Annotated in this window: 20 protein-coding genes; 17 read left to right on the top strand and 3 right to left on the bottom strand. The window is 72.5% G+C overall.

The features are described 5' to 3' along the window. Positions 1-936 carry an AraC family transcriptional regulator gene (locus ACLIN4_RS27685; protein WP_381914082.1) on the bottom strand — a complete coding sequence of 312 codons (936 nt, stop codon included), beginning with the start codon at positions 934-936 and terminating at the stop codon, positions 1-3. A gap of 82 nt (positions 937-1018) precedes the next feature. Here ACLIN4_RS27685 and ACLIN4_RS27680 point away from each other — a divergent pair, with 82 nt between their 5' ends. After that, positions 1019-1879 carry an NmrA family transcriptional regulator gene (locus ACLIN4_RS27680; protein ID WP_381941192.1) on the top strand — a complete coding sequence of 287 codons (861 nt, stop codon included), beginning with the start codon at positions 1019-1021 and terminating at the stop codon, positions 1877-1879. Positions 1880-1889: 10 nt separating this feature from the next. Here the strand turns inward: ACLIN4_RS27680 and ACLIN4_RS27675 are convergent, their stop codons facing one another. Next, positions 1890-3023: a YihY/virulence factor BrkB family protein gene (locus ACLIN4_RS27675; RefSeq protein WP_107477957.1), complete on the bottom strand. Its 1134-nt coding sequence runs from the start codon at positions 3021-3023 to the stop codon at positions 1890-1892. Positions 3024-3122: 99 nt separating this feature from the next. On the opposite strand from ACLIN4_RS27675, the gene ACLIN4_RS27670 reads away from it, so the two are divergent. The 15 genes from ACLIN4_RS27670 to ACLIN4_RS27600 all read left to right on the top strand — a co-directional run bounded on the left by ACLIN4_RS27670 (position 3123) and on the right by ACLIN4_RS27600 (position 18182). Beyond that, complete coding sequence (locus ACLIN4_RS27670) at positions 3123-4766, top strand: acyl-CoA dehydrogenase family protein (protein WP_290013358.1); 1644 nt, start codon at positions 3123-3125, stop codon at positions 4764-4766. Positions 4767-5008: 242 nt separating this feature from the next. Then, positions 5009-6298, top strand: coding sequence for a GAF domain-containing protein (locus ACLIN4_RS27665; protein WP_307651950.1), 1290 nt, complete (start codon positions 5009-5011; stop codon positions 6296-6298). Positions 6299-6654: 356 nt separating this feature from the next. Then, entirely contained in the window at positions 6655-7962 is a 1308-nt protein-coding gene (locus ACLIN4_RS27660; RefSeq protein WP_307651951.1) for a hypothetical protein, read from the top strand. A 64-nt stretch (positions 7963-8026) separates the two neighbouring features. After that, entirely contained in the window at positions 8027-8599 is a 573-nt protein-coding gene (locus ACLIN4_RS27655) for a GNAT family N-acetyltransferase (RefSeq protein ID WP_107477960.1), read from the top strand. 130 nt (positions 8600-8729) lie between these two features. Continuing rightward, on the top strand, positions 8730-8813 hold the full coding sequence (locus tag ACLIN4_RS27650; RefSeq protein WP_310887545.1) for a putative leader peptide: 84 nt from the start codon (positions 8730-8732) through the stop codon (positions 8811-8813). Positions 8814-8943: 130 nt separating this feature from the next. Continuing rightward, complete coding sequence (gene sirA / locus ACLIN4_RS27645) at positions 8944-10641, top strand: sulfite reductase SirA (protein WP_307651952.1); 1698 nt, start codon at positions 8944-8946, stop codon at positions 10639-10641. Next, complete coding sequence (locus ACLIN4_RS27640) at positions 10638-10817, top strand: hypothetical protein (RefSeq protein WP_003972819.1); 180 nt, start codon at positions 10638-10640, stop codon at positions 10815-10817. Before sirA ends, ACLIN4_RS27640 begins: the two co-directional genes overlap by 4 nt. Further along, a complete protein-coding gene (locus tag ACLIN4_RS27635) occupies positions 10814-11524 on the top strand; it encodes a phosphoadenylyl-sulfate reductase (RefSeq protein ID WP_289909448.1) in 711 nt (236 codons plus the stop codon). The genes ACLIN4_RS27640 and ACLIN4_RS27635 overlap by 4 nt, the downstream gene beginning before the upstream one ends. A gap of 43 nt (positions 11525-11567) precedes the next feature. After that, complete coding sequence (gene cysC / locus ACLIN4_RS27630; protein WP_100045683.1) at positions 11568-12104, top strand: adenylyl-sulfate kinase; 537 nt, start codon at positions 11568-11570, stop codon at positions 12102-12104. Then, the gene (gene cysD / locus ACLIN4_RS27625) at positions 12101-13039 is read left to right on the top strand and encodes a sulfate adenylyltransferase subunit CysD (RefSeq protein ID WP_411576336.1); all 939 of its coding nucleotides are present in this window, start codon (positions 12101-12103) and stop codon (positions 13037-13039) included. The genes cysC and cysD overlap by 4 nt, the downstream gene beginning before the upstream one ends. A 2-nt stretch (positions 13040-13041) precedes the next feature. Next, positions 13042-14397, top strand: coding sequence for a sulfate adenylyltransferase subunit 1 (locus ACLIN4_RS27620; protein ID WP_100045685.1), 1356 nt, complete (start codon positions 13042-13044; stop codon positions 14395-14397). 223 nt (positions 14398-14620) lie between these two features. After that, positions 14621-15724: an aliphatic sulfonate ABC transporter substrate-binding protein gene (locus ACLIN4_RS27615; RefSeq protein ID WP_290013361.1), complete on the top strand. Its 1104-nt coding sequence runs from the start codon at positions 14621-14623 to the stop codon at positions 15722-15724. 35 nt (positions 15725-15759) lie between these two features. Continuing rightward, on the top strand, positions 15760-16554 hold the full coding sequence (locus tag ACLIN4_RS27610) for an ABC transporter ATP-binding protein (protein WP_100045687.1): 795 nt from the start codon (positions 15760-15762) through the stop codon (positions 16552-16554). Beyond that, entirely contained in the window at positions 16541-17437 is an 897-nt protein-coding gene (locus ACLIN4_RS27605) for an ABC transporter permease (RefSeq protein WP_100045688.1), read from the top strand. The genes ACLIN4_RS27610 and ACLIN4_RS27605 overlap by 14 nt, the downstream gene beginning before the upstream one ends. A 7-nt stretch (positions 17438-17444) precedes the next feature. Continuing rightward, a complete protein-coding gene (locus ACLIN4_RS27600) occupies positions 17445-18182 on the top strand; it encodes a sirohydrochlorin chelatase (RefSeq protein WP_107477963.1) in 738 nt (245 codons plus the stop codon). Between the two features lie 15 nt (positions 18183-18197). On the opposite strand, the gene ACLIN4_RS27595 is transcribed toward ACLIN4_RS27600, so the two are convergent. After that, the gene (locus ACLIN4_RS27595; protein WP_411576335.1) at positions 18198-18746 is read right to left on the bottom strand and encodes a DUF1697 domain-containing protein; all 549 of its coding nucleotides are present in this window, start codon (positions 18744-18746) and stop codon (positions 18198-18200) included. A 376-nt stretch (positions 18747-19122) separates the two neighbouring features. Here ACLIN4_RS27595 and ACLIN4_RS27590 point away from each other — a divergent pair, with 376 nt between their 5' ends. Beyond that, positions 19123-21384 carry an MMPL family transporter gene (locus ACLIN4_RS27590; RefSeq protein WP_289909439.1) on the top strand — a complete coding sequence of 754 codons (2262 nt, stop codon included), beginning with the start codon at positions 19123-19125 and terminating at the stop codon, positions 21382-21384. Positions 21385-21441: the final 57 nt, after the last annotated feature.

Genomic DNA, 21441 nt, shown 5'->3' with positions numbered 1-21441 from the left:
CTACGCCGCCGGTGTGCGGTACTCCTGCGGGCTGACGCCGTAGGTCCGCTTGAAGGCCGTCGACAGGGCGAACGCGCTGCCGTAGCCGACCTGGCGGGCTATCGCGCCGAGCGTCTCGTCGGTGTCGCGGAGCCGGTCCGCGGCGAGGGCGAGACGCCAGGCGGTGAGGTACGCCATCGGGGGCTCGCCCACCAGTTCGGTGAAGCGCCGGGCGAGCGCGGCGCGGGAGACCCCCGACTCGGCGGCCAGGGACGCCACCGTCCAGGGGTGCGCGGGGTCGGCCTGGAGCAGCCGCAGCGCCCGGCCGACGACCGGGTCCCCCAGGGCCCGGTACCAGGCGGGCGGCTCGGCCCGCGGACCGGCGAACCAGGACCGCAGCGCGGCGATGACCAGCAGGTCGAGGAGCCGGTCAAGGACGACCTCCTGGCCCGGCTCGTCGCGGGTGACCTCGGTCATCAGCAGGGGCGTGAGCGGGCACTCCCACTGGTCGGCGGTGAGGGACAGCAGCGGGGGCAGAGCGTCGAGGAGCCGTCCGCCGATCTCGCCGCGCACCAGATAAGTGCCGATCAGCAGGACCGCCGCGCCGTCGGGGCGGTCGCCCCAGGTGCGTACGCCGAGGTCCATCGAGCCGTTGAGGGGACGCCCGTCGGGGTAGCTGCACCCGCCGCCCGGCAGGATCACCGCCTGGGGCGGGGTGTCGGGGTCGTCGGCGCAGGTGTACGGGTCGGGGCCGCGCGCGATGGCGAGGTCGCCGGCGCGCAGCCGCAGCCGCTCCCCCGTCTCCGGCACGACCCACGCCTCGCCCCGGACCGCCAGCATCACCGTGAGCGGCGCCCGGTCCTCGACGCGGACGGCCCACGGCGGGTCGAAACAGGCGCGGATCATGAACGCGCCACGGGCGCGGGGGCCCTCCAGCAGGCCGGCGAGTGCGTCCATGGCGTCACAGCGTAGACGCACTCGTATGCCGGTGAGCCGTTCGGCGATGGGAACGCACGGCGCCCGGCGGTTGGCTGGGGGCATGACGGAGACGGACACGCACAAGGACATGACGGTGGTGGTCACGGGCGCTTCCGGTCGTACCGGGCGGCGGGTGGCCGAGGCGGCACGGGCGGCGGGGCTGAACGTGCGGGCGGCGTCCCGGGCGACCGGGTTCGACTGGCGGGACCGGTCGACCTGGACGCACGTCCTGCGCGGCGCCGACGCGGCCTACCTGGCCTACCCCACCGACGTAGGCGACCCCGAGGCCGCGGACGCGGTCGGGGCGCTGGCCCGGGAGGCGGCCGGGCTCGGCGTGCGGCGGCTGGTGCTGCTGTCGGCGCGGGGCGAGGAGCAGGCGCGGCCCACCGAGGACGCGCTCGCGGGTGCGGGCGCGGACTGGACGGTGGTGCGGGCCGCGTGGTTCGCGCAGAACTTCAGCGAGGGCCCGCTGGCGGCGGAGCTGCGGCAGCGCGGGGAGCTGGCGTTCGCGGCCGGGGAGGTGGGCGAGCCGTTCGTCGATCTGCGGGACCTCGCGGACGTGGTGGTGGCGGTGCTGGCCTCGGGCGACCGGTACGCCGGGCGGGTCCTGGAGGTGTCGGGGCCGCGGCTGCTGACCTTCGCGGAGGCGGTCGCCGAGATCGCGAAGGAGACGGGGCGCGCGCTGACGTACCGGTACGTGCCGCCGCGGGAGTACGGGGCGAACCTGGCCGGGTTCGGGGTGCCGGAGGAGGAGGCCGCGTTCCTCGTAGAGCTGTTCGGCACCCTGCTCGACGGCCGCAACGCCCGCCTGTCGGACGGTGTCCGGGAGGTGCTGGGCCGTGAGCCGAGGGACTTCGGGGAGTTCGTGCGGGAGGGCGTGGCGGCCGGGGCCTGGGTCCCGGAGGCGTCCGGCGGGGCGTAGACCCGCCCGGTCACGAGGCCTCCGGCTTGTCGTGGTTCCCGGGCGGCGTGTTCTTCACCTGGGCGCGCAGGCGGGACGTGACGTCCTCCGGGGGCAGGAAGCGGGACCAGCGTTCCGGGAACTCGGAGGGCATGTCGGGGTCCGCCCCGCCGTTCGCGGCGGTGCGGGCCACGTACTCGGCGACCTGGGCCTGGCGCAGCCGCTCGTTGGCCTCGCGGGCGGCGGCGGTGGCGGCGGCCGGCCAGACCCGGTCGATCGCCGCGTTGACCGCCGCCCCGACGAGCACCGCGAACGCGGACACGCCGATCCACAGCAGCACGGCGACGGGCGCGGCCAGTGAGCCGTAGATCGTGGGGCCCTCGACGGTGTTGGTGAGGTAGATGCGCAGCAGGAAGCTGCCGAGCACCCACATGGCGAGGGCGACCAGCGCGCCGGGCACGTCCTCGATCCACGGAGAGCGCACCGGCACGGAGACGTGGTAGAGCGTGGTCAGGAAGGCGATCGACAGGATGATGACGACCGGCCAGTACAGGACCTGCACGACCGTCGTCGACCACGGCACGATCCGCACCACGGCGTCCGGGCCGGCCACCATCAGCGGCAGCGCGACCGACCCGATCAGCAGGGCGACGAGGAAGAGCAGGAACGCCAGCAGCCGCGTCTTGACGATCCCCCGGACGCCGTCGAGGCCGTACATCACGGTGATCGTGTCGATGAAGACGTTCACCGCGCGGGAGCCCGACCACAGGGCGAACAGGAAGCCGATGGAGATGACGTCGGGCCGTCCGCCCTTCATCACGTCGTCCAGGATCGGCTCGGTGATCTGCTCGACGCCCTTCTCGGAGAGCACCGCGCGGGAGGCGTCCAGGATGTTGGTGCGCAGGCTCTCGGTGGTGTCGGCGCCGATCCACAGGTCGACGTAGCCGAGCAGTCCGAGGAGGCTCAGCAGCAGGGGCGGCACCGACAGGAGGGTGAAGAACGCCGCCTCCGCCGCCAGGCCGAGGATGCGGTACTCCATGCACGAGTTGACGGTGTCCTTGAGGAGCAGCCAGGCGGTCCTGCGTTTGGAGACGTTCCGGTACAGGACCCGGGCGCGATGGAGCCGGCCGGAGGGCCGTTCGGGGGATTCACTTGCTGGCTGCACGCCCTAAAGGTATCCGCCGCGACGGGTCGCACTCATCCGCGGACGCCCGTCGGCCGGTGCCGGCTCCTCGCGAGTCCGCGGCACGGTAGGTTCACGGTCATGGCAGGCAGTACCCACACCGTGACGAATCAGGCGCCGCCGCTGGTCGGCCACGACGTCTTCACAGCCGACCGGGCTCTCACGGCGGCGGTCGAGCGGCATCTGGCTCCGGAACTGCGCGAGGAGGCGGCGGCGGAGCTGTCGGGCCTGGGCCGCAGCTGCGGGTCGGTCCAGACGCAGGAGTGGGGCGCGCAGGCGAACGAGAATCCGCCGGTCCTGCGGACGCACGACCGCTACGGCCACCGCGTCGACGAGGTCGACTTCCACCCGGCCTGGCACCGGCTGCTCGGCAAGGGCGTCTCGGCGGGCCTGACGGCGGCCTGGACGCGGCCGGGCGGGCACGTGCTGCGCGCCGCCGGCTTCGTCATGTGGACGCAGGTCGAGGCGGGCAACGGCTGCCCGCTGTCGATGACCCACGCGGCGGTCCCGGCCCTGCGCGCCGACCCGGAGCTGGCCGCCGAGTGGGAGCCGCGGCTGACCTCGCGGGTCTACGACCGGGAGCTGCGGCCGGCCCACCTGAAGGCCGGGGCGCTCTTCGGGATGGGCATGACGGAGAAGCAGGGCGGCAGCGACGTCCGGGCGGGCACGACGGCCGCCCGGCCGCTGGCCGAGGACGGCACGTACGAGCTGACCGGGCACAAGTGGTTCTGCTCGGCGCCGATGTCGGACGGTTTCCTGGTGCTGGCGCAGGCTCCGGGCGGGCTGACCTGCTTCCTGGTGCCGCGCGTGCTGGCCGACGGCACCCGCAACGTGTTCCTGATCCAGCGGCTCAAGGACAAGCTGGGCAACCGGTCCAACGCCTCCGCCGAGGTGGAGTTCGCCGGGACCTGGGCACGCCGGGTCGGCGAGGAGGGGCGCGGGGTGCGCACCGTCATGGGGATGGTGGCGGCGACCCGGCTGGACTGCGTGCTGGGGTCGGCGGGTCTGATGCGGCAGGCCGTGGCGCAGGCGGTGCACCACTGCGCGTACCGGGAGGCGTTCGGCGGGAAGCTGGTCGACCGGCCGCTGATGCGCAACGTCCTCGCGGACCTCGCGATCGAGTCGGAGGCGGCCACCACGCTCGGTATACGGCTGGCGGCGGCGTACGACGCGGCGGAGGGCGGTGACGAGCGGGAGCGGGCGCTGCTGCGGCTGGCGGTGCCGGCGGCGAAGTACTGGGTGACCAAGCGGTGCGCCCCGGTGGCGGTGGAGGCCGCCGAGTGCCTGGGCGGCAACGGGTACGTCGAGGAGTCCGGGATGCCCCGGCTGGTGCGGGAGTCGCCGCTGAACTCGATCTGGGAGGGCGCCGGCAACGTGCAGGCGCTGGACGTGCTGCGGGCGCTCGGCCGGGAACCGGCGGCGCTGGACGCGTACCTGACGGAGGTGGGCGCGGCCCGTGGCGCCGACCACCGCCTGGACGCGGCGATCCGGGACCTGCTGACGGAGCTGGCCGATCTGGGGGCCGCCGAGGGGCGGGCACGGCGGCTGGTGGAGCGGCTGGCGCTGGTGCTCCAGGGGGCGCTGCTGGTGCGGTACGCGCCGCCGGAGGTCGCCGACGCGTTCTGCGCCGCGCGGCTGGGCGGCGACGGTGGCGCGGCCTTCGGCACGCTGCCGCCGACGCTGGATCTGGCGTCCGTGGTGGAGCGGGCCCGTCCGGTGGCCTGATGACTCGGAGGTGGACGGGGGTGGTGCTGCGCCGACACGGCACCACCCCCGCCGCACAGGCCCGTTCAGGCCGAGTACGCCGCTCGGGGCGACGTGTTCCAAGTTTGGGCGCCGGGTGCGGCGGTCCACCAGGGTTGCAGGGGGTTGCAACTTGCGTCCGGCCGTGCGCGGACTGTGTCCTTCGGCCCCGGGCAAGCGGTCACTATGAGACGAACATCAGACTTCCAGGAGGACGGGGACCAGTGGCGCTCTCGCCGATGGACGTGACGCAGTTCGCCGCCGTCGACACGGCACGCGCGGCGCGCGTGCTCAGCGAGGTCCGCTCCGCGAGACTCTCCGGCGGGCGGGCCCCGGTGGCGCCGCGTCCCGTGATCGAGCAGTCCTGGGACCGGATGCTGCGCAGCGGCGTCGACCCGGAGCACGACTTCCGTTCCGGGCTGCTGTCCCCGGAGGAGATCCGGCGGCGCCGGGAGGCCTCGCCGCTCAGGCACGTACTGCCGGTGCTGCGGGAGGGGCTGCTGTCGGTCGCGGACGTCGCGCACCACATCATGGTCGTCGCCGACGACGAGGGGCGGGTGCTGTGGCGGGAGGGCAGCGCGCGGGTACTGCGCCGGGCCGACGGGCTCGGCTTCGAACTCGGGGCGGACTGGCGCGAGGAGGTCGTGGGCACCAACGGCGTGGGCACGCCGGCGGTCACCCGGCGGCCCGTCCAGGTCTTCGCCTCCGAGCACTTCGTACGGTCCCAGGCGACCTGGACCTGCGCCGGCGCGCCCATCACCGACCCGCGCAACGGCCGGCTGCTCGGCGTGGTCGACGTGAGCGGCCCCCTGGAGACGATGCACCCGGCGACGCTGGCCTGGGTCGACTCGGTGGCCAAGCTCGCCGAGGCCCGGCTGCGGGAGTCGCACGTACGGTCGCTGGAGCGGCTGCGCGCGGTGGCCGCGCCGGTGCTGGCCCGGCTGGACGGGCGGGCCCTGGTGGCCGACCGGGACGGCTGGACGGCGGCGGTGACGGGGATGCCGCACCTGGAGCGGCTGGTGCTGCCCAGGTCCCCGGCCGCCGGGCCGAGGTGGCTGCCGGGGTTCGGGGCGTGCACGGTCGAGCCGCTGGGCGAGGGCTGGCTGGTGCGGGCGGCCGGGGAACCGGTGGGGCAGGAGGGCGTCCGGATCGTGCTGGACCTCCGGCAGCCGCGCCGCTGGTCGGTGCGGGTGCTGGGCGGCGCGGAGGACTGGGTGCGGGAACTGAGCCCCCGGCACGCCGAGTTGCTGTACCTGCTGGCCGTCCACCGCGCCGGGCGCAGTGCCGCGGGGCTGGCCGAGGACGTGTTCGGCGACCCGGCCCGCACGGTGACGGTACGGGCGGAGATGTCGCGGGTCAGGAGGTACCTCGGGGCCTACCTGGAACACCGGCCGTATCGTTTCTGCGATGACGTGGAGGTCGAGGTGGTCCTCCCCTCCGATCCTCGGGACCTGCTCCCCCACTCGACGGCCCCGGCGGTCGCGGAACGCCGGGCGGCGCTACCGGTGCCGTGAGCGGACGGCACCGCCGAGGGCACCGGCACCCCCGCCGGGCTCCCCGCCGGGCCGGCGCCGCTCGCCGGCCGGAGGATCCGCCCGGCCCGCCCCTCGCCCGGAGCGAGCCCGTCCGCCTCTCTCCCCCCACCCCGCGCCGAGTTGTGCTCAGTGGGCGGGACCGGGCCCGGACGACCGCCGCCACGGCGCCCGCGGCGACGGGCGCACCCACGAAAGCGGGACGTTCTCGCATATTTGCAGCGTCCTCGTCCGCCGGACCGCCCGACTGCCGTAGCATCCCCTACGGACCGCCCCAGCTGCTCCTCGGTCAACGCGGCCACCTTCGAGCGCAGTTGGACGGTGCCTGTGGAGGTTTCATGAAGCATCGCGGCAGACACCGCCGACGCAGGCGGGGCAAGGCGCTGCGCGCGGCCCTGGCAGGCGCGGCCCTCGCGCTCACGGGCGCCGCCACGATGATCAGCGCCTCGCAGGCCACGGTGGCCGACGACCCGGGCGCCCTGGAGTCCCTCACCTCCACCGCCGCGACCGATGACCTGCGGCTGACGGAACATCACGTACCGCGCCCCTGGCTCGACCGGCTCTCCGCCGCGATGGGCGAGCCGGTCGGCATCGGCGCCGTCCTCGCCTCCGCCGACCACGCACTGCGCGACGCCGACGACTGCACGACCGGGGAGCGGGAGGCGCTGCCGGTCTCCCCCGCGGCCGACCGCGCCTACTGCTGGGAGGAGGGCGACACCGAGGGCTGGCGTCCCGGCGCGGTCACCACCTCCGGGGACGCCGACGAGGACGGCCGCTGGGGCGCCCACCGCGTCATCCTCTCCGCCTGGACCCGCGACGACGGCACGCCCGAGGGCGGACTCGCCCGGGTGTCGTTCGTCGACGCCGACGACCCCGGCCGGCTCACCTACACCTCGGCGCTCCTCGCCGTACCCGTCGACGGCGGCCACGACTACCGGGGGCTCTCCTCCCCCGTCTCCGGCATGGTCTGGTACCAGGACAAGCTGCTGGTCACCGCCGGCACCGGCGGCCGCGACGCGCTGTTCGTGTACGACGTTGACCGGATCCAGCGAGCCACGGCCGACGGTTCCACGGTCGGCCGGGTACCCGGTGGCTGGGCGGCGGGCGGCCAGCCGTACGTGCTGCCCGCCGTCGCCTCGTACCGGCTGCCCGACTCCTCCGGCGCCGCGCGGCCCGGAGCGATCTCGCTGGACCGCGGCACGGTCCCGGACAGCCTGGTGGCGAGCGAGCGGGTGCCCGCGGACGGCGACCGTCCCACCCGGCTGTGGCGCTACGCCCTCTCCACGGACCCGGCGCGCTCCGGGCTGCCGGACGCCGACTCCGCCGGGCACGTCGACGCGGTGGAGGCGTACGAGACCGGGGCGGCCGAGGTGGGCGGCGTGCTCTCGTACCGTCCGGCGGGCGCGGCGCGGGCCGACTGGTACCTGGGACGCGCGGCCGGCGGGGAGGACGGGCGCGGCACCCTGTGGCGCCAGGACACGGAGGGCGCCCGGGCCGCGGAGTGCGGGGCGGACGGTTCGCAGCGCTGCTGGAGCGGACCCGTGGGCTCCCTTTCGTACTGGGCCGAGACCGGTGAGGTCTGGTCGCAGTCGGGCCGGATGCTGTTCGCGGTGCCCATGAGGTCGATCGAGGACGCCCTGGACTGAGGCCGTCGCGGTGCGACCGGACGGGGATCGACAGATCCGCGGAGCTGATGATTCCCTGACCGGCATGACCAACATCGCCGTGACCACCTGGTCCCTGGAGCAGACGGCGCCGACCGATCTGCTGCCGGCCGCCGCGCCCGAGGGGGACGTCCGGATCGTCCGCTCCGAGGTGCCCTCCCCCGAGTTCAGCCGCTTCCTGTACGCCTCGGTCGGCGGGGACATCCGCTGGACGGACCGGCTCGGCTGGAGCCACGCGCGGTGGCGGGAGCACCTGGAGCGGCCCGGTGTGGAGACCTGGGTCGCCTACGACCGCGGCACGCCCGCCGGGTACGTGGAGCTGACGCCCGGGGACGACGGGGTCGTGGAGATCGAGTACTTCGGCCTGCTCCCGGCCTTCCGGGGCCGACGCATCGGCGGCCACCTGCTCTCGTACGGCACGGCGCGCGCCTGGGACCTGGCGGAGCGCTGGCCCGGGCTGGCCACGACCAAGCGGGTGTGGCTGCACACGTGCAGCAAGGACGGCGAGCACGCGATGGACAACTACCAGCGGCGCGGCTTCCGCCTCTTCGACACCAAGGTCGAGGAGGAGCCGGACGTGGCCACCCCGGGGCCCTGGCCCGGAGCGTTCCCCGCCTGACCGGCCGCCCGACCGGGGCTCACGCCCCTGGATGTGACCCACGACACCCTTGTCTCGTTGTGCGAGACAAGGGTGTCTGCATTTTGGACATTGCTGGACTGTGTCCAGATCGCCGTGCCAGTCTTCCGTCATGCCTGGAACTGGAATTGCCTTGGTGAGTCGGCGGCACGTCGACCTCGGCCGCATGTCCAGCGCCATCTGTCCGGCCCGCTGAGAGCACCCTCCAGCACTACCGGATTCCCTGTCTTCGCCCTCCCTGTGCGCAACGACGCGCATGCCTGCCCATGCGCCCAAACACGCAGGTAAGAGCCGCTTTCCCGCCTGTCCCGAAGGACGTGTCACCCATGGCCGCCACGCCGCCGAATTCCGCTGCCGCGACCCCCCGCCGCAAGGTGAGCCGTCACCGCGGCGAGGGCCAGTGGGCGGCCGGTCACTTCACTCCGCTCAACGGCAACGAGCAGGTCAAGAAGGACGACGACGGTCTCAACGTACGGACACGTATTGAGACGATCTACTCCAAGCGCGGTTTCGACTCGATCGATCCCAGTGACCTGCGCGGACGCATGCGCTGGTGGGGGCTGTACACCCAGCGCAAGCAGGGCATCGACGGCGGAAAGACGGCCGTCCTGGAGCCGGAGGAGCTGGACGACAGCTACTTCATGCTGCGCGTCCGCGTGGACGGCGGCGCGCTGACCACCGCGCAGCTGCGCGTCATCGGCGAGATCTCGCAGGAGTTCGCGCGCGGCACGGCCGACATCACCGACCGGCAGAACGTCCAGTACCACTGGATCCGCATCGAGGACGTGCCCGAGATCTGGAACCGCCTGGAGGGCGTCGGCCTCTCCACGGTCACCGCCTGCGGCGACACGCCTCGCGTGATGATCGGCTCCCCGGTCGCGGGCATCGCCGAGGACGAGATCATCGACGGCACCCCGGCGCTGGAGGAGATGAAGCGCCGCGTCCTGAACAACCCGGCCTACTCGAACCTGCCGCGGAAGTTCAAGACCGCGATCTCCGGGTCGCCGGTGCTGGACGTGGTGCACGAGATCAACGACGTGGCGTTCGTCGGCGTCGAGCACCCCGAGCACGGTCCGGGCTTCGACCTGTGGGTCGGCGGCGGTCTGTCCACCAACCCGAAGCTGGGCGTGCGCCTGGGCGCCTGGGTGCCGATCGACGACGTGCCCGACGTCTACGAGGGCGTCATCTCGATCTTCCGCGACTACGGCTACCGGCGGCTGCGCAACCGCGCCCGCCTGAAGTTCCTGGTCGCCGACTGGGGCGCGGAGAAGTTCCGCCAGGTGCTGGAGGACGAGTACCTGAAGCGGAAGCTGACCGACGGCCCGGCGCCCGCCGACCCGACCAGCCGCTGGCGCGACCACATCGGCGTGCACCGGCAGAAGGACGGCCGCTACTACGTCGGCTTCGCCCCGCGCGTCGGCCGCGTCGACGGCACCACCCTGACGAAGATCGCCGACCTGGCGGAGTCGCACGGCTCGGGGCGGGTCCGTACGACGGTCGAGCAGAAGATGATCATCCTCGACGTCGAGCAGGACCGGGTCGAGTCCCTGGTCGAGTCGCTGGAGGCGCTGGACCTCACCGCCCGGCCCTCCACCTTCCGGCGCGGCACCATGGCCTGCACCGGCATCGAGTTCTGCAAGCTCGCCATCGTCGAGACCAAGGCGCGCGGCGCCTCGCTGATCGACGAGTTGGAGCGCCGGCTCCCCGAGTTCGACGAGCCGCTCACCATCAACCTCAACGGCTGCCCGAACGCCTGCGCCCGCATCCAGACCGCGGACATCGGCCTCAAGGGCCAGCTGGTCCTGAACGACCGGGGCGAGCAGGTCGAGGGCTACCAGGTGCACCTGGGCGGCGCCCTCGGTCTGGAGCCGGGCTTCGGCCGCAAGGTGCGCGGCCTGAAGGTCACGGCCGAGGAGCTGCCGGACTACGTGGAGCGCGTGCTCAAGCGCTACCGGGCCGAGCGCGAGGACGGCGAGCGCTTCGCCACCTGGGCGGCCCGCGCCTCCGAGGAGTCCCTGTCATGAGCGAGCGCGCCGCACCGTTCTACTGCCCCTACTGCGGCGACGAGGACCTGCGTCCGGGCGAGCAGGGACACGGCGCCTGGGAATGCGGGGCGTGCAACCGCGCATTCCAGTTGAAGTTCCTCGGGCTCCTCGCCCGGGGTCTTCAGCCCAACTCCACGGGAGGGGAACCGATATGACGGCGGTTCAGGAAGAGCGCACGACCGACGAACTCAAGGCGCTCGCCGAGCGGGCGGGCCGCGAGCTGGAGGACGCCTCCGCGCTGGACATCCTCCGGTGGGCGGCGGACACCTTCGGCGGCCGCTTCTGCGTGACCTCCTCGATGGAGGACGCGGTCGTCGCCCACCTCGCCTCCCGGGCCCTGCCCGGCGTGGACGTGGTGTTCCTCGACACCGGCTACCACTTCGAGGAGACCATCGGCACCCGGGACGCCGTGGAGGCCGTGATGGACGTGAACGTCATCACGCTCACCCCGCGGCAGACGGTCGCCGAGCAGGACGCCGAGTACGGGCCGAAGCTGCACGACCGCGACCCCGACCTGTGCTGCGCGCTGCGCAAGGTGAGGCCGCTGGAGGAGGGCCTGAAGGGCTACCAGGCCTGGGCGACCGGGCTGCGCCGCGACGAGTCCGAGACCCGGGCGAACACGCCGGTCGTCGGCTGGGACGAGAAGCGGGGCAAGGTGAAGATCTCGCCCATCGCGAAGTGGTCACAGGAAGATGTGCAAACGTACGTCGCCGAGCACGGTGTCCTCACCAACCCGCTGCTGATGGACGGCTATGCCTCCGTGGGCTGCGCGCCCTGCACCCGTCGCGTGCTGGAGGGCGAGGACGCCCGAGCCGGACGCTGGGCGGGCCGCTCCAAGACCGAGTGCGGACTGCACGGCTGACATGACGAACACCACCGGACCATCGAGAAACAGGGAGATCCACGTGACGACCGGAGCCACCGTCTGGCTCACGGGGCTGCCCAGCGCCGGCAAGACCACCATCGCCCGCGAGCTGGCCGGGCGCCTGCGCGAGGAGGGCCGTCGCGTCGAGCTCCTCGACGGCGACGAGATCCGCGAGTTCCTCTCGCGCGGCCTCGGCTTCAGCCGCGAGGACCGGCACACCAACGTGCAGCGCATCGGCTTCGTCGCCGAACTGCTCGCCCGCAACGGCGTCACGGCGCTGGTCCCGGTGATCGCCCCGTACGCGGACAGCCGGGACGCGGTGCGCGAGCGCCACGAGGCGAACGGCACGGCGTACGTGGAGGTGCACGTGGCCACCCCGGTCGAGGTGTGCTCGGTGCGCGATGTGAAGGGCCTGTACGCCAAGCAGGCCGCGGGCGAGCTGACGGGGCTCACCGGGGTCGACGACCCGTACGAGGAGCCCGTCAAGCCCGACCTGCGCATCGAGTCGCAGGACCAGACCGTCCAGGAGTCCGCCGCGGCGGTCCACGCCCTGCTCACCGAAAGGGGACTGGCATGACGACGACCGTCGCAGCGGTGGAGGAGGGTACGGCGGGCCCGTACGCCGTCTCCCACCTCGACGCGCTCGAATCGGAAGCCGTGCACATCTTCCGCGAGGTGGCGGGCGAGTTCGAGCGGCCGGTGATCCTTTTCTCCGGCGGCAAGGACTCCATCGTCATGCTGCACCTGGCGCTGAAGGCGTTCGCCCCGGCGGCGGTCCCGTTCTCGCTGCTGCACGTGGACACCGGGCACAACTTCCCCGAGGTCCTGGACTACCGCGACCGGGCGGTTCAGCGGCACGGGCTGCGGCTGCACGTCGCCTCCGTGCAGGACTACATCGACCGGGGGGTGCTCAAGGAGCGCCCGGACGGCACCCGCAACCCGCTTCAGACGCTGCCGCTGACCGAGAAGATCCAGGCGGAGAAGTTCGACGCGGTCTTCGGCGGCGGACGCCGCGACGAGGAGAAGGCCCGGGCGAAGGAACGGGTGTTCTCGCTGCGCGACGAGTTCTCCCAGTGGGACCCGCGCCGCCAGCGCCCCGAGCTGTGGAACCTCTACAACGGCCGGCACGCCCCCGGTGAGCACGTGCGGGTCTTCCCGCTGTCGAACTGGACCGAGCTGGATGTGTGGCAGTACATCGCCCGCGAGGACATCGAGCTGCCGGCGATCTACTACGCCCACGAGCGTGAAGTCTTCGCCCGCTCCGGGATGTGGCTGACCGCCGGCGAGTGGGGCGGCCCGAAGGACGGCGAGACGGTGGAGAAGCGACGGGTGCGCTACCGCACCGTCGGTGACATGTCGTGCACCGGCGCCGTCGACTCCGACGCCGACACCATCGAGAAGGTGATCGCCGAGATCGCCGCGTCCCGGCTCACCGAACGGGGTGCCACGCGGGCCGACGACAAGATGTCCGAGGCCGCGATGGAAGACCGCAAGCGCGAGGGGTACTTCTAGCCATGACCAGCACCACCGAACCCGTAGAGCCGCTGTCGGTCGAGCAGCTGTCGGAGACCACCCTGCTGCGGTTCGCCACCGCCGGGTCCGTCGACGACGGCAAGTCCACCCTGGTGGGCCGCCTCCTGCACGACTCCAAGTCGGTCCTCGTCGACCAGCTGGAGGCCGTCGAGCGCGCCTCCGCGAGCCGCGGCCAGGAGGCCCCGGACCTGGCGCTGCTCACCGACGGCCTGCGTGCCGAGCGCGAGCAGGGCATCACGATCGACGTGGCCTACCGCTACTTCGCCACCCCGCGCCGCCGGTTCATCCTGGCCGACACCCCCGGGCACGTGCAGTACACCCGGAACATGGTCACCGGCGCCTCCACGGCCGAGCTGACGGTGATCCTGGTCGACGCCCGCAACGGAGTCGTCGAGCAGACCCGCCGGCACGCCGCGATCGCCGCGCTGCTGCGCGTCCCGCACGTCGTCCTGGCCGTCAACAAGATGGACCTGGTCGACTACCGGGAGCCGGTGTTCGCCGCGATCGCCGAGGAGTTCACGGCGTACGCGACCGAGCTGGGAGTCCCGGAGGTCACCGCGATCCCGATCTCCGCGCTCGCCGGTGACAACGTGGTGGAGCCGTCGGCGGTCATGGACTGGTACGGCGGCCCGACGGTGCTGGAGCACCTGGAGACCGTGCCGGTCAGCCACGACCTGGCGCATTGCCACGCCCGGCTACCCGTGCAGTACGTGATCCGGCCGCAGACCCCCGAGCACCCCGACTACCGCGGCTACGCGGGCCAGATCGCCGCCGGCACCTTCCGCGTCGGCGACGAGGTGACCGTCCTGCCCTCGGGCCGCACCTCCAAGGTGTCCGGCATCGACCTGCTGGGCGAGCCGGTCACCGAGGCATGGACGCCGCAGTCGGTGACGCTGCTGCTGGAGGACGACATCGACGTCTCGCGCGGCGACCTGATCGTGCCCAGCAAGGACGCCCCGGCCACCACCCAGGACGTCGAGGCCACCGTCTGCCACGTCGCCGACGCCCCGCTCACCGTCGGCCACCGGGTCCTGCTCAAGCACGGCACCCGCACCGTCAAGGCGATCGTCAAGGACATCCCGGCCCGGCTCACCCTGGACGACCTGTCCCTGCACCCGCACCCCGGCCGGCTCGTCGCCAACGACATCGGCCGGGTGAAGATCCGCACCGCCGAGCCGCTGCCCGCCGACTCCTACGCCGACTCCCGCCGCACCGGCTCCTTCATCCTGATCGACCCGAGCGACGGCACGACGCTGACCGCGGGCATGGCCGGCGAGTCCTTCGCCGCGCCCGAGCCGGTCAAGGACGAGGCCGACGACAACGGGTGGGACTTCTGAGCATGGGCTCCGCCGACTTCTACTCCACGTTCGCGAAGGAGGGCGGCCGCGTCGGCAGCGGCGCCCTCGGCAGCGGGCAGGGCGGCGTCGGGCGATGTGGACGGTGACGTACGCGCACCGCTCGCGCGCCCTCACCCCCCACCGCCGTAGACGAAAACCCGCCGATCTCCCGGCCACGACCTGACGGAACGTGACCGCCGGGCCAACGAGAGGAACACCTCCCGTGCCTGCCACCAAGCCCCTGCGCCGCACCCTGGCGGCCCTCGCCGCCCTGCCGCTGCTCGTCCTCGCCGGCTGCGGGTACGGCTCCCAGGCCAAGGACGACGGGGGCGTGGACATCGCCGCCGGGGCCGAGAAGATCGACGGTCTCGACTCCGTCCGGATCGGCTACTTCGGCAACGTCACCCACGCCACCGCCCTGGTCGGCAAGCAGAAGGGCTTCTTCCAGAAGGAGCTGGGCGCCACCGAGGCCAAGTACGCGGTCTTCAACGCGGGTCCGTCCGAGATCGAGGCGCTGAACTCCGGCTCGATCGACATCGGCTGGATCGGCCCGTCCCCGGCGATCAACGGGTACGCCAAGTCGGACGGCAAGAACCTGCGGATCATCGGCGGTTCGGCCTCCGGCGGCGTGAAGCTGGTGGTGAACCCCGAGAAGATCAAGTCGTCGAAGGACGTCAAGGGCAAGCGCATCGCGACCCCGCAGCTCGGCAACACGCAGGACGTCGCCTTCCTCAACTGGGTGGCCGAGCAGGGCTGGAAGGTCGACGCGCAGAGCGGCAAGGGCGATGTCACGGTCGTCCGCAGCGACAACAAGGTCACCCCGGACGCCTTCAAGTCCGGTTCCGTCGACGGCGCCTGGGTGCCGGAACCCACCGCGTCGAAGCTGGTCGCCCAGGGCGGCAAGGTGCTGCTGGACGAGTCGACGCTGTGGCCGGACGAGAAGTTCGTGATCACGAACATCATCGTGTCGCAGAAGTTCCTCGAGGAGCACCCGAAGGCCGTCGAGGCGGTGCTGAAGGCCTCGGTGGACACCAACGAGTGGATCGAGGCCAACCCCGACGAGGCCAAGGCCGCCGCGAACGAGCAGCTGGCGCAGGACACCGGCAAGGCCCTGCCCGCCGACGTCCTGGACCCGGCGTGGAAGTCGATCCGGCTGACCGACGACCCGCTGGCCGCCACCCTCGAAGCCCAGGCCGACCACGCGGTCAAGGCGGGCCTGCTGGAACAGCCCGACCTGAACGGCATCTACGACCTCACGCTGCTCAACAAGGTCCTGAAGGCCAAGGGCGAGCCCGCCGTCGACGACGCCGGACTCGGCGCCCAGTAAGCCCGGAACCCGACCATCCCCAGGAGGTGACGACCATGGCCACGACCACCACCCTCGCCAAGGCCGACGAGGGCGCCGCGACGGTCACGCACGCCGCCCGGATCGAGCACGTCTCGAAGTCCTTCGCGGGCCCCGCCGGGCAGCAGCTCGTGCTGGACGACATCACCCTCGACGTCGCGCCCGGCGAGTTCGTCACCCTCCTCGGGGCCTCCGGCTGCGGCAAGTCCACCCTGCTCAACCTGGTCGCCGGGCTCGACAAGCCCAGCGCCGGCGCGATCACCACGGACGGACGGCCGGCGCTGATGTTCCAGGAGCACGCCCTCTTCCCCTGGCTCACCGCCGGCAAGAACATCGAACTCGCCCTGAAACTGCGCGGCGTACCCAAGGCCGAACGCCGCGACAGGGCGGAGGAGCTGCTCGAACTCGTCCGCCTCAAGGGCGCGCACGGCAAGCGCGTGCACGAGCTGTCCGGCGGCATGCGCCAGCGGGTCGCGATGGCCCGGGCGCTGGCCCAGGAGAGCAAGCTGCTGCTGATGGACGAACCGTTCGCGGCACTGGACGCCATCACCCGTGACGTCCTGCACGACGAACTGACCCGGATCTGGCGCGAGACGCGGCTGTCCGTCCTGTTCGTCACGCACAACGTCCGCGAGGCCGTCCGCCTCGCCGAGCGCGTCGTGCTCCTGTCCTCGCGCCCCGGACGGGTGGCGCGCGAGTGGACGGTCGGCATCCCGCACCCGCGCCGCATCGAGGACACCGAGGTCGCGGAACTGTCCGTCGAGATCACCGAAGAACTCCGGGGAGAGATCCGCCGCCATGGCCAGCACTGACACCACCCCGCCCGCCAAGGACGCGGGCGACCTCGCCGGGCTGGAGGCGGGCCTCGACGCCCTGGAGACCCAGCACAAGAGCCGCACGCCCTTCCACCGGACGCTCACGCAGAAGGTCCTGCCGCCGGTCGTGGCCGTACTGCTGGTCCTGGCCGTGTGGCAGGCGCTGGTCTCCTTCGAGATCGTCGACGACCCCACCAAGCTGCCCGCCCCGTCCGACGTGTGGGACGTCGTCCACCAGGCGTGGCTCCAGGGCGAACTGCTCGGCTACATCTGGACCAGCGTCTCGCGCGGCCTGTCCGGCTTCCTGCTGGCCCTGCTCATCGGCACCCCGCTGGGACTGCTCGTCGCCCGCGTGAAGTTCGTCCGCGCGGCGATCGGCCCGATCCTCTCCGGCCTCCAGTCCCTGCCGTCGGTGGCCTGGGTGCCGCCCGCCGTGATCTGGCTCGGCCTGAACAACTCGATGATGTACGCCGTCATCCTGCTCGGCGCGGTGCCGTCCATCGCCAACGGTCTGGTGTCGGGCGTCGACCAGGTGTCGCCGATCTTCCTGCGCGCGGGCCGCACACTGGGCGCGACGGGTCTGAAGGGCACCTGGCACATCGTGCTGCCCGCCGCGCTGCCCGGCTACGTCGCCGGCCTGAAGCAGGGCTGGGCGTTCTCCTGGCGTTCGCTGATGGCCGCCGAGATCATCGCGTCCTTCCCCGATCTCGGCGTGGGCCTCGGCCAGCTCCTGGAGAACGGCCGCAACGCCAGCGACATGGCCATGGTCTTCGAGGCCATCCTGCTCATCCTGATCGTCGGTATCGCCATCGACCTGCTGATCTTCAGCCCGCTGGAGCGGTGGGTGCTGCGCAGCCGCGGCCTGCTGGTGAGGAGCTGAAGCCGTCATGTCCGCGCCGGTCCTCCTGGTCATCGCCCACGGCAGCCGCGACCCGCGGCACGCCGCCACCGTGCACGCCCTGGTGCGCCGGGTCAGGTCGCTGCGCCCGGACGTACGGGTGGAGACGGGCTTCCTGGACTTCAACGTGCCGTCGGTGCAGGGCGTGCTGGAGTCCCTGGAGACGGAGGGCGTGCGGGACGTCGTGGCCCTCCCGCTCCTGCTGACCCGCGCCTTCCACGCGAAGGCCGACATCCCGGCGGTCCTGGCGGACGCACCGCCGCGGCTGCGCATCCGCCAGGCGGAGGTGCTGGGCCCCTCCCCGCTGCTGCTGTCGGCGCTGGAACGGCGCCTGTACGAGGCGGGCCTCACCCGCGCCGACAAGTCCTCGACCGGGGTCGTGCTGGCCTCGGCGGGGTCCTCAGACCCGGAGGCGATCGCAGTGATCGCTGAAATCGCGCGGGAGTGGCGGCACACCGGTTGGTGCGCCGTGCGGCCTGCGTTCGCCTCCGCATCCCTTCCCCGCACCGAGGACGCGGTCCGGGAGCTGCGCGAACTGGGCTGCGCCCGTGTGGCCGTCGCCCCCTACGTCCTGGCCCCCGGCTTCCTGCCGGACCGCATCGCGCGGGGCGCGGCCGGGGCGGACGTACTGGCGGACGTCCTCGGCCCCTCGCCGGAGGTGGCGCGGGTGCTGCTGGAGCGGTACGAGGCGGCACGGGTGCCGGTGCTGGCGGCCGTGGGGGCCTGAGGTCACCCGCCCCCTTCAGGCGCCGGTCAGCTCGACCAGCTTGGTGACGGTGTTCCAGTTGCGGGTGGTGGCGATCAGGCCCTTGTTCACGCGGGGCCTGGCCAGGGCTTCGGCCAGCTTGGAGCGGCCGAGGCCGTTCGGCGCGTACAGGTACAGGGCGCGGTCGCCGAGGCGGAACTCCTCGGGCAGGAAGGCGGGCCGGTCGATCGACGCGAAGCGCTCCTCGTCGACCGGCGCGGAGAAGTACGTGACGTGGAGCTGCTTGGGCTCCAGCTCTGCGGCCGGGAAGGGGCACGCCTCGGCGACCGCCCGGAGGTAGGCGTGGTCGCGGACGATGAGGTCCACCGGGAAGCCGAAGCGCTTCTCGACCGCCTGCGCCAACTCGGCGGCCAGCGTCTCCTCGTCGCCGTGGCCGGACGCGAACACGGCCTGTCCGCTCTGGAGATGGGTGCGTACGGCGCCGTGGCCGAGTTCCTCCAGGAGTGCGCGCAGGTCGGCCATCGGGAGCTTCTTCGCGCCGCCCACGTTGATCCCGCGCAGCAGCGCCGCGTACCTCGTCGTCATGCGCACACCATAGAACGGCCGTCGTGCCCCGTGGGGGCGGGCACGACGGCCGGGTCCGCGCGTCGGCGGACATGCGCGCCACTCTCGCCGATGGCGGGTGCGCGGTTCAACCACCGGACCCGCCTGTGACTTATTCAACAACCTTGCGGATGGGTGCCGGTGGGGCCGCCGCACCCTTCCCCGCGCCCCCGGGAAGACCCAGGTAGATGTAGGGGCCCGCATCCTCCTCAGCGGTGAGAACGGCGGTACGGAGGGATGATTCCCCGCCGCGGGAGGTCACCGGTGAGCACGACGAGTTGGCTTTATCCGGCCCATACCTTCGAAGCGGAAGGTGGCGGCAGGGGGCTGCCACCGCTCACGAGGGGGCAAGCCCGTCATGGGGAATGGGGACATACGGGTACGGGGCATCGCCGCCCGGGCCGGCGGCTGGAGCGCCCGGCACCGATGGGCTGCCGTCGGCATCTGGGTACTGTTCGTCGTCCTGGCGATGGGGCTCGGCTCGGCGGCCGGCCGGGTCGACGTCAAGGACAGCGACCAGCTGGGGGGTGAGACGCACACCGCGGCCCGGATCATCGAGGACGCCGGGATCGAGGAGCCGGCCGGTGAGACCGTCCTGATCCAGTCGAAGGACGGCGGCGTCAGGGCCACGGACGCCGAGTTCCGCGCCGCGGTGACCGCGGTGATGGCGGCGGTGGAGGAGACCGGGGAGGTCACCGGCGTCACCTCCCCGTACGACACGAAGACGATCTCCGAGGACGGGCGCAGCGCGCTGGTGCAGTTCGACATGCGCGGCGAGTCGGACACGGCGGGCGAGCGGGTCGAGCCGGTGCTGGACGCGGTCGCGGACGTCCAGAAGGAGCACGAGGCGCTGCGGATCGAGGAGATCGGCGGCGCCAGCATGATGAAGACGTTCGACGACGCGTTCGGCGACGACTTCAAGAAGGCCGAGTACTCCGCGGTGCCGGTGGCCCTCGGCATCCTGCTGGTCGCGTTCGGCGCGCTGGTGGCGGCGCTGGTCCCGGTGGCGCTGGCGATCACCGCGATCATCGCGACGATGGGTCTGATGGCCCTGGTCAGCCACTTCCAGCCGATGAGCGAGACCGCCAACTCCGTGATGCTGCTGGTCGGTCTGGCCGTCGGCGTCGACTACTGCCTGTTCTACCTGCGCCGCGAGCGCGAGGAGCGCGCGGCCGGACGGGACGCGCAGTCGGCGCTGAGGATCGCCGCCGCCACCAGCGGCCGGGCGATCGTCGTGTCCGGCGTCACGGTGTGCGTGGCGATGGCGGGCATGCTGTTCACGGGTATCGCCGAGTTCGAGGCGATGGGCCTGGCCTCGCTGATGGTGGTCGCGGTCGCCATGGTCGGCTCGGTGACCGTGCTGCCCGCGCTGCTGTCCCTGCTGGGCGAGCGGGTGGAGAAGGGCCGCGTGCCGTTCCTGCGCCGGCGCCGCGGGAACGGTGGCGGGGAGGGCAGCCGGTTCTGGACGGCCGTCCTGGAGCGCGTGCTGGCCAAGCCGCTGCTCGCCGCCGCCGTGGCGACCGGCGCGCTGCTGGCCGTCGCCGCGCCCGCCCTCGGCATGAAGACGCAGAACCTCACGCTGGACCAGGAGTTCGGCGACTCGCTGCCCGTCGTGCAGACGTACAACCGGGTCAACGAGGCCTTCCCCGGCGGGTCCGACCCGGCCGAGGTGGTCGTGAGGGCCGACGACATCAACGCGCCCGAGGTACGGGCGGCGCTCGCCGACTTCCGTGAGCGGGCGGTGACTTCGGGTGCCTCGCGCGGGCCGGTCGACGTCACGGTGCACGACGAGCAGAACATCGCCCTGGTGTACGTCCCGCTGGTGGGCGGCTCCGACCTGGACGAGGCGGGCGAGAGCCTGGACCGGCTGCGCGACGACGTACGGCCGGCCACCCTCGGCAAGGTCGACGGGGTCGAGGCGCCGATCACCGGTCAGGTCGCCGGGTCGAAGGACTTCAACGACCAGCTCGTGGGGTCGGTCCTCCCGGTCTTCGTGTTCGTGGTGATCTTCGCCTTCGTGCTGATGCTGCTGTCGTTCCGCTCGCTGACCATCGCGCTCACGTCGATCGTGCTGAACCTGCTGTCGGTGGGTGCGGCGTACGGCATCCTGGTCGCCGTCTTCCAGCACGGCTGGGGTGCGTCGCTGGTGGGCGCGGAGGGCGTGGGGGCCATCATCACCTGGCTGCCGCTGTTCCTCTTCGTGATCCTGTTCGGTCTGTCGATGGACTACCACGTGTTCGTGGTGTCGCGGATCCGCGAGGCGCGGCTGCGGGGGCGGACCACCAGGGACGCGATCCAGCACGGCGTGGTCACCACGGCCGGGGTCGTCACCAGCGCCGCCGTCATCATGGTCGCCGTGTTCGCCATCTTCGGCACGCTGTCGATGCAGTCCATGAAGCAGATGGGCGTGGGCCTGGCGGCGGCCGTGCTGATCGACGCGACGATCATCCGGGGCGTGCTGCTGCCGGCCGTGATGGCGCTGCTGGGCGAGCGCAACTGGTACCTGCCGAAGTGGCTGCACCGGCTGCCGGACCTCACCCACGACGAGTCCCCCGAGGCGGTCGCCGAGGTGACCGCCCCGGACGACCGGGGCGGTCGGGGCGAACGGGTCGGAGTCTGAGCGGTCCGCAAGAGGGCCGCAGGGCCCGTCGGTTCCGGGGAACCGACGGGCCCTCCC

The sequence above is a fragment of the Streptomyces mutabilis genome, from assembly GCF_046628145.1.
Lineage (GTDB): Bacteria > Actinomycetota > Actinomycetes > Streptomycetales > Streptomycetaceae > Streptomyces > Streptomyces mutabilis.
Note: the sequence above shows the minus strand (reverse complement) of the source record. Positions and strands in the feature narration are given on the sequence as shown.

What these genes read in the sequence shown, in the direction of transcription:
- ACLIN4_RS27590 (WP_289909439.1), top strand. Translation starts at nt 19,123, where the DNA reads ATGGGGAATGGGGACATACGGGTACGGGGCATCGCCGCCCGGGCCGGC.
- ACLIN4_RS27595 (WP_411576335.1), bottom strand. Translation starts at nt 18,746, where the DNA reads ATGACGACGAGGTACGCGGCGCTGCTGCGCGGGATCAACGTGGGCGGC.
- ACLIN4_RS27600 (WP_107477963.1), top strand. Translation starts at nt 17,445, where the DNA reads ATGTCCGCGCCGGTCCTCCTGGTCATCGCCCACGGCAGCCGCGACCCG.
- ACLIN4_RS27670 (WP_290013358.1), top strand. Translation starts at nt 3,123, where the DNA reads ATGGCAGGCAGTACCCACACCGTGACGAATCAGGCGCCGCCGCTGGTC.
- ACLIN4_RS27685 (WP_381914082.1), bottom strand. Translation starts at nt 936, where the DNA reads ATGGACGCACTCGCCGGCCTGCTGGAGGGCCCCCGCGCCCGTGGCGCG.
- ACLIN4_RS27635 (WP_289909448.1), top strand. Translation starts at nt 10,814, where the DNA reads ATGACGGCGGTTCAGGAAGAGCGCACGACCGACGAACTCAAGGCGCTC.
- ACLIN4_RS27610 (WP_100045687.1), top strand. Translation starts at nt 15,760, where the DNA reads ATGGCCACGACCACCACCCTCGCCAAGGCCGACGAGGGCGCCGCGACG.
- ACLIN4_RS27620 (WP_100045685.1), top strand. Translation starts at nt 13,042, where the DNA reads ATGACCAGCACCACCGAACCCGTAGAGCCGCTGTCGGTCGAGCAGCTG.
- ACLIN4_RS27650 (WP_310887545.1), top strand. Translation starts at nt 8,730, where the DNA reads ATGCCTGGAACTGGAATTGCCTTGGTGAGTCGGCGGCACGTCGACCTC.
- ACLIN4_RS27655 (WP_107477960.1), top strand. Translation starts at nt 8,027, where the DNA reads ATGACCAACATCGCCGTGACCACCTGGTCCCTGGAGCAGACGGCGCCG.
- sirA (WP_307651952.1), top strand. Translation starts at nt 8,944, where the DNA reads ATGGCCGCCACGCCGCCGAATTCCGCTGCCGCGACCCCCCGCCGCAAG.
- cysD (WP_411576336.1), top strand. Translation starts at nt 12,101, where the DNA reads ATGACGACGACCGTCGCAGCGGTGGAGGAGGGTACGGCGGGCCCGTAC.
- ACLIN4_RS27660 (WP_307651951.1), top strand. Translation starts at nt 6,655, where the DNA reads ATGAAGCATCGCGGCAGACACCGCCGACGCAGGCGGGGCAAGGCGCTG.
- ACLIN4_RS27680 (WP_381941192.1), top strand. Translation starts at nt 1,019, where the DNA reads ATGACGGAGACGGACACGCACAAGGACATGACGGTGGTGGTCACGGGC.
- ACLIN4_RS27605 (WP_100045688.1), top strand. Translation starts at nt 16,541, where the DNA reads ATGGCCAGCACTGACACCACCCCGCCCGCCAAGGACGCGGGCGACCTC.
- ACLIN4_RS27640 (WP_003972819.1), top strand. Translation starts at nt 10,638, where the DNA reads ATGAGCGAGCGCGCCGCACCGTTCTACTGCCCCTACTGCGGCGACGAG.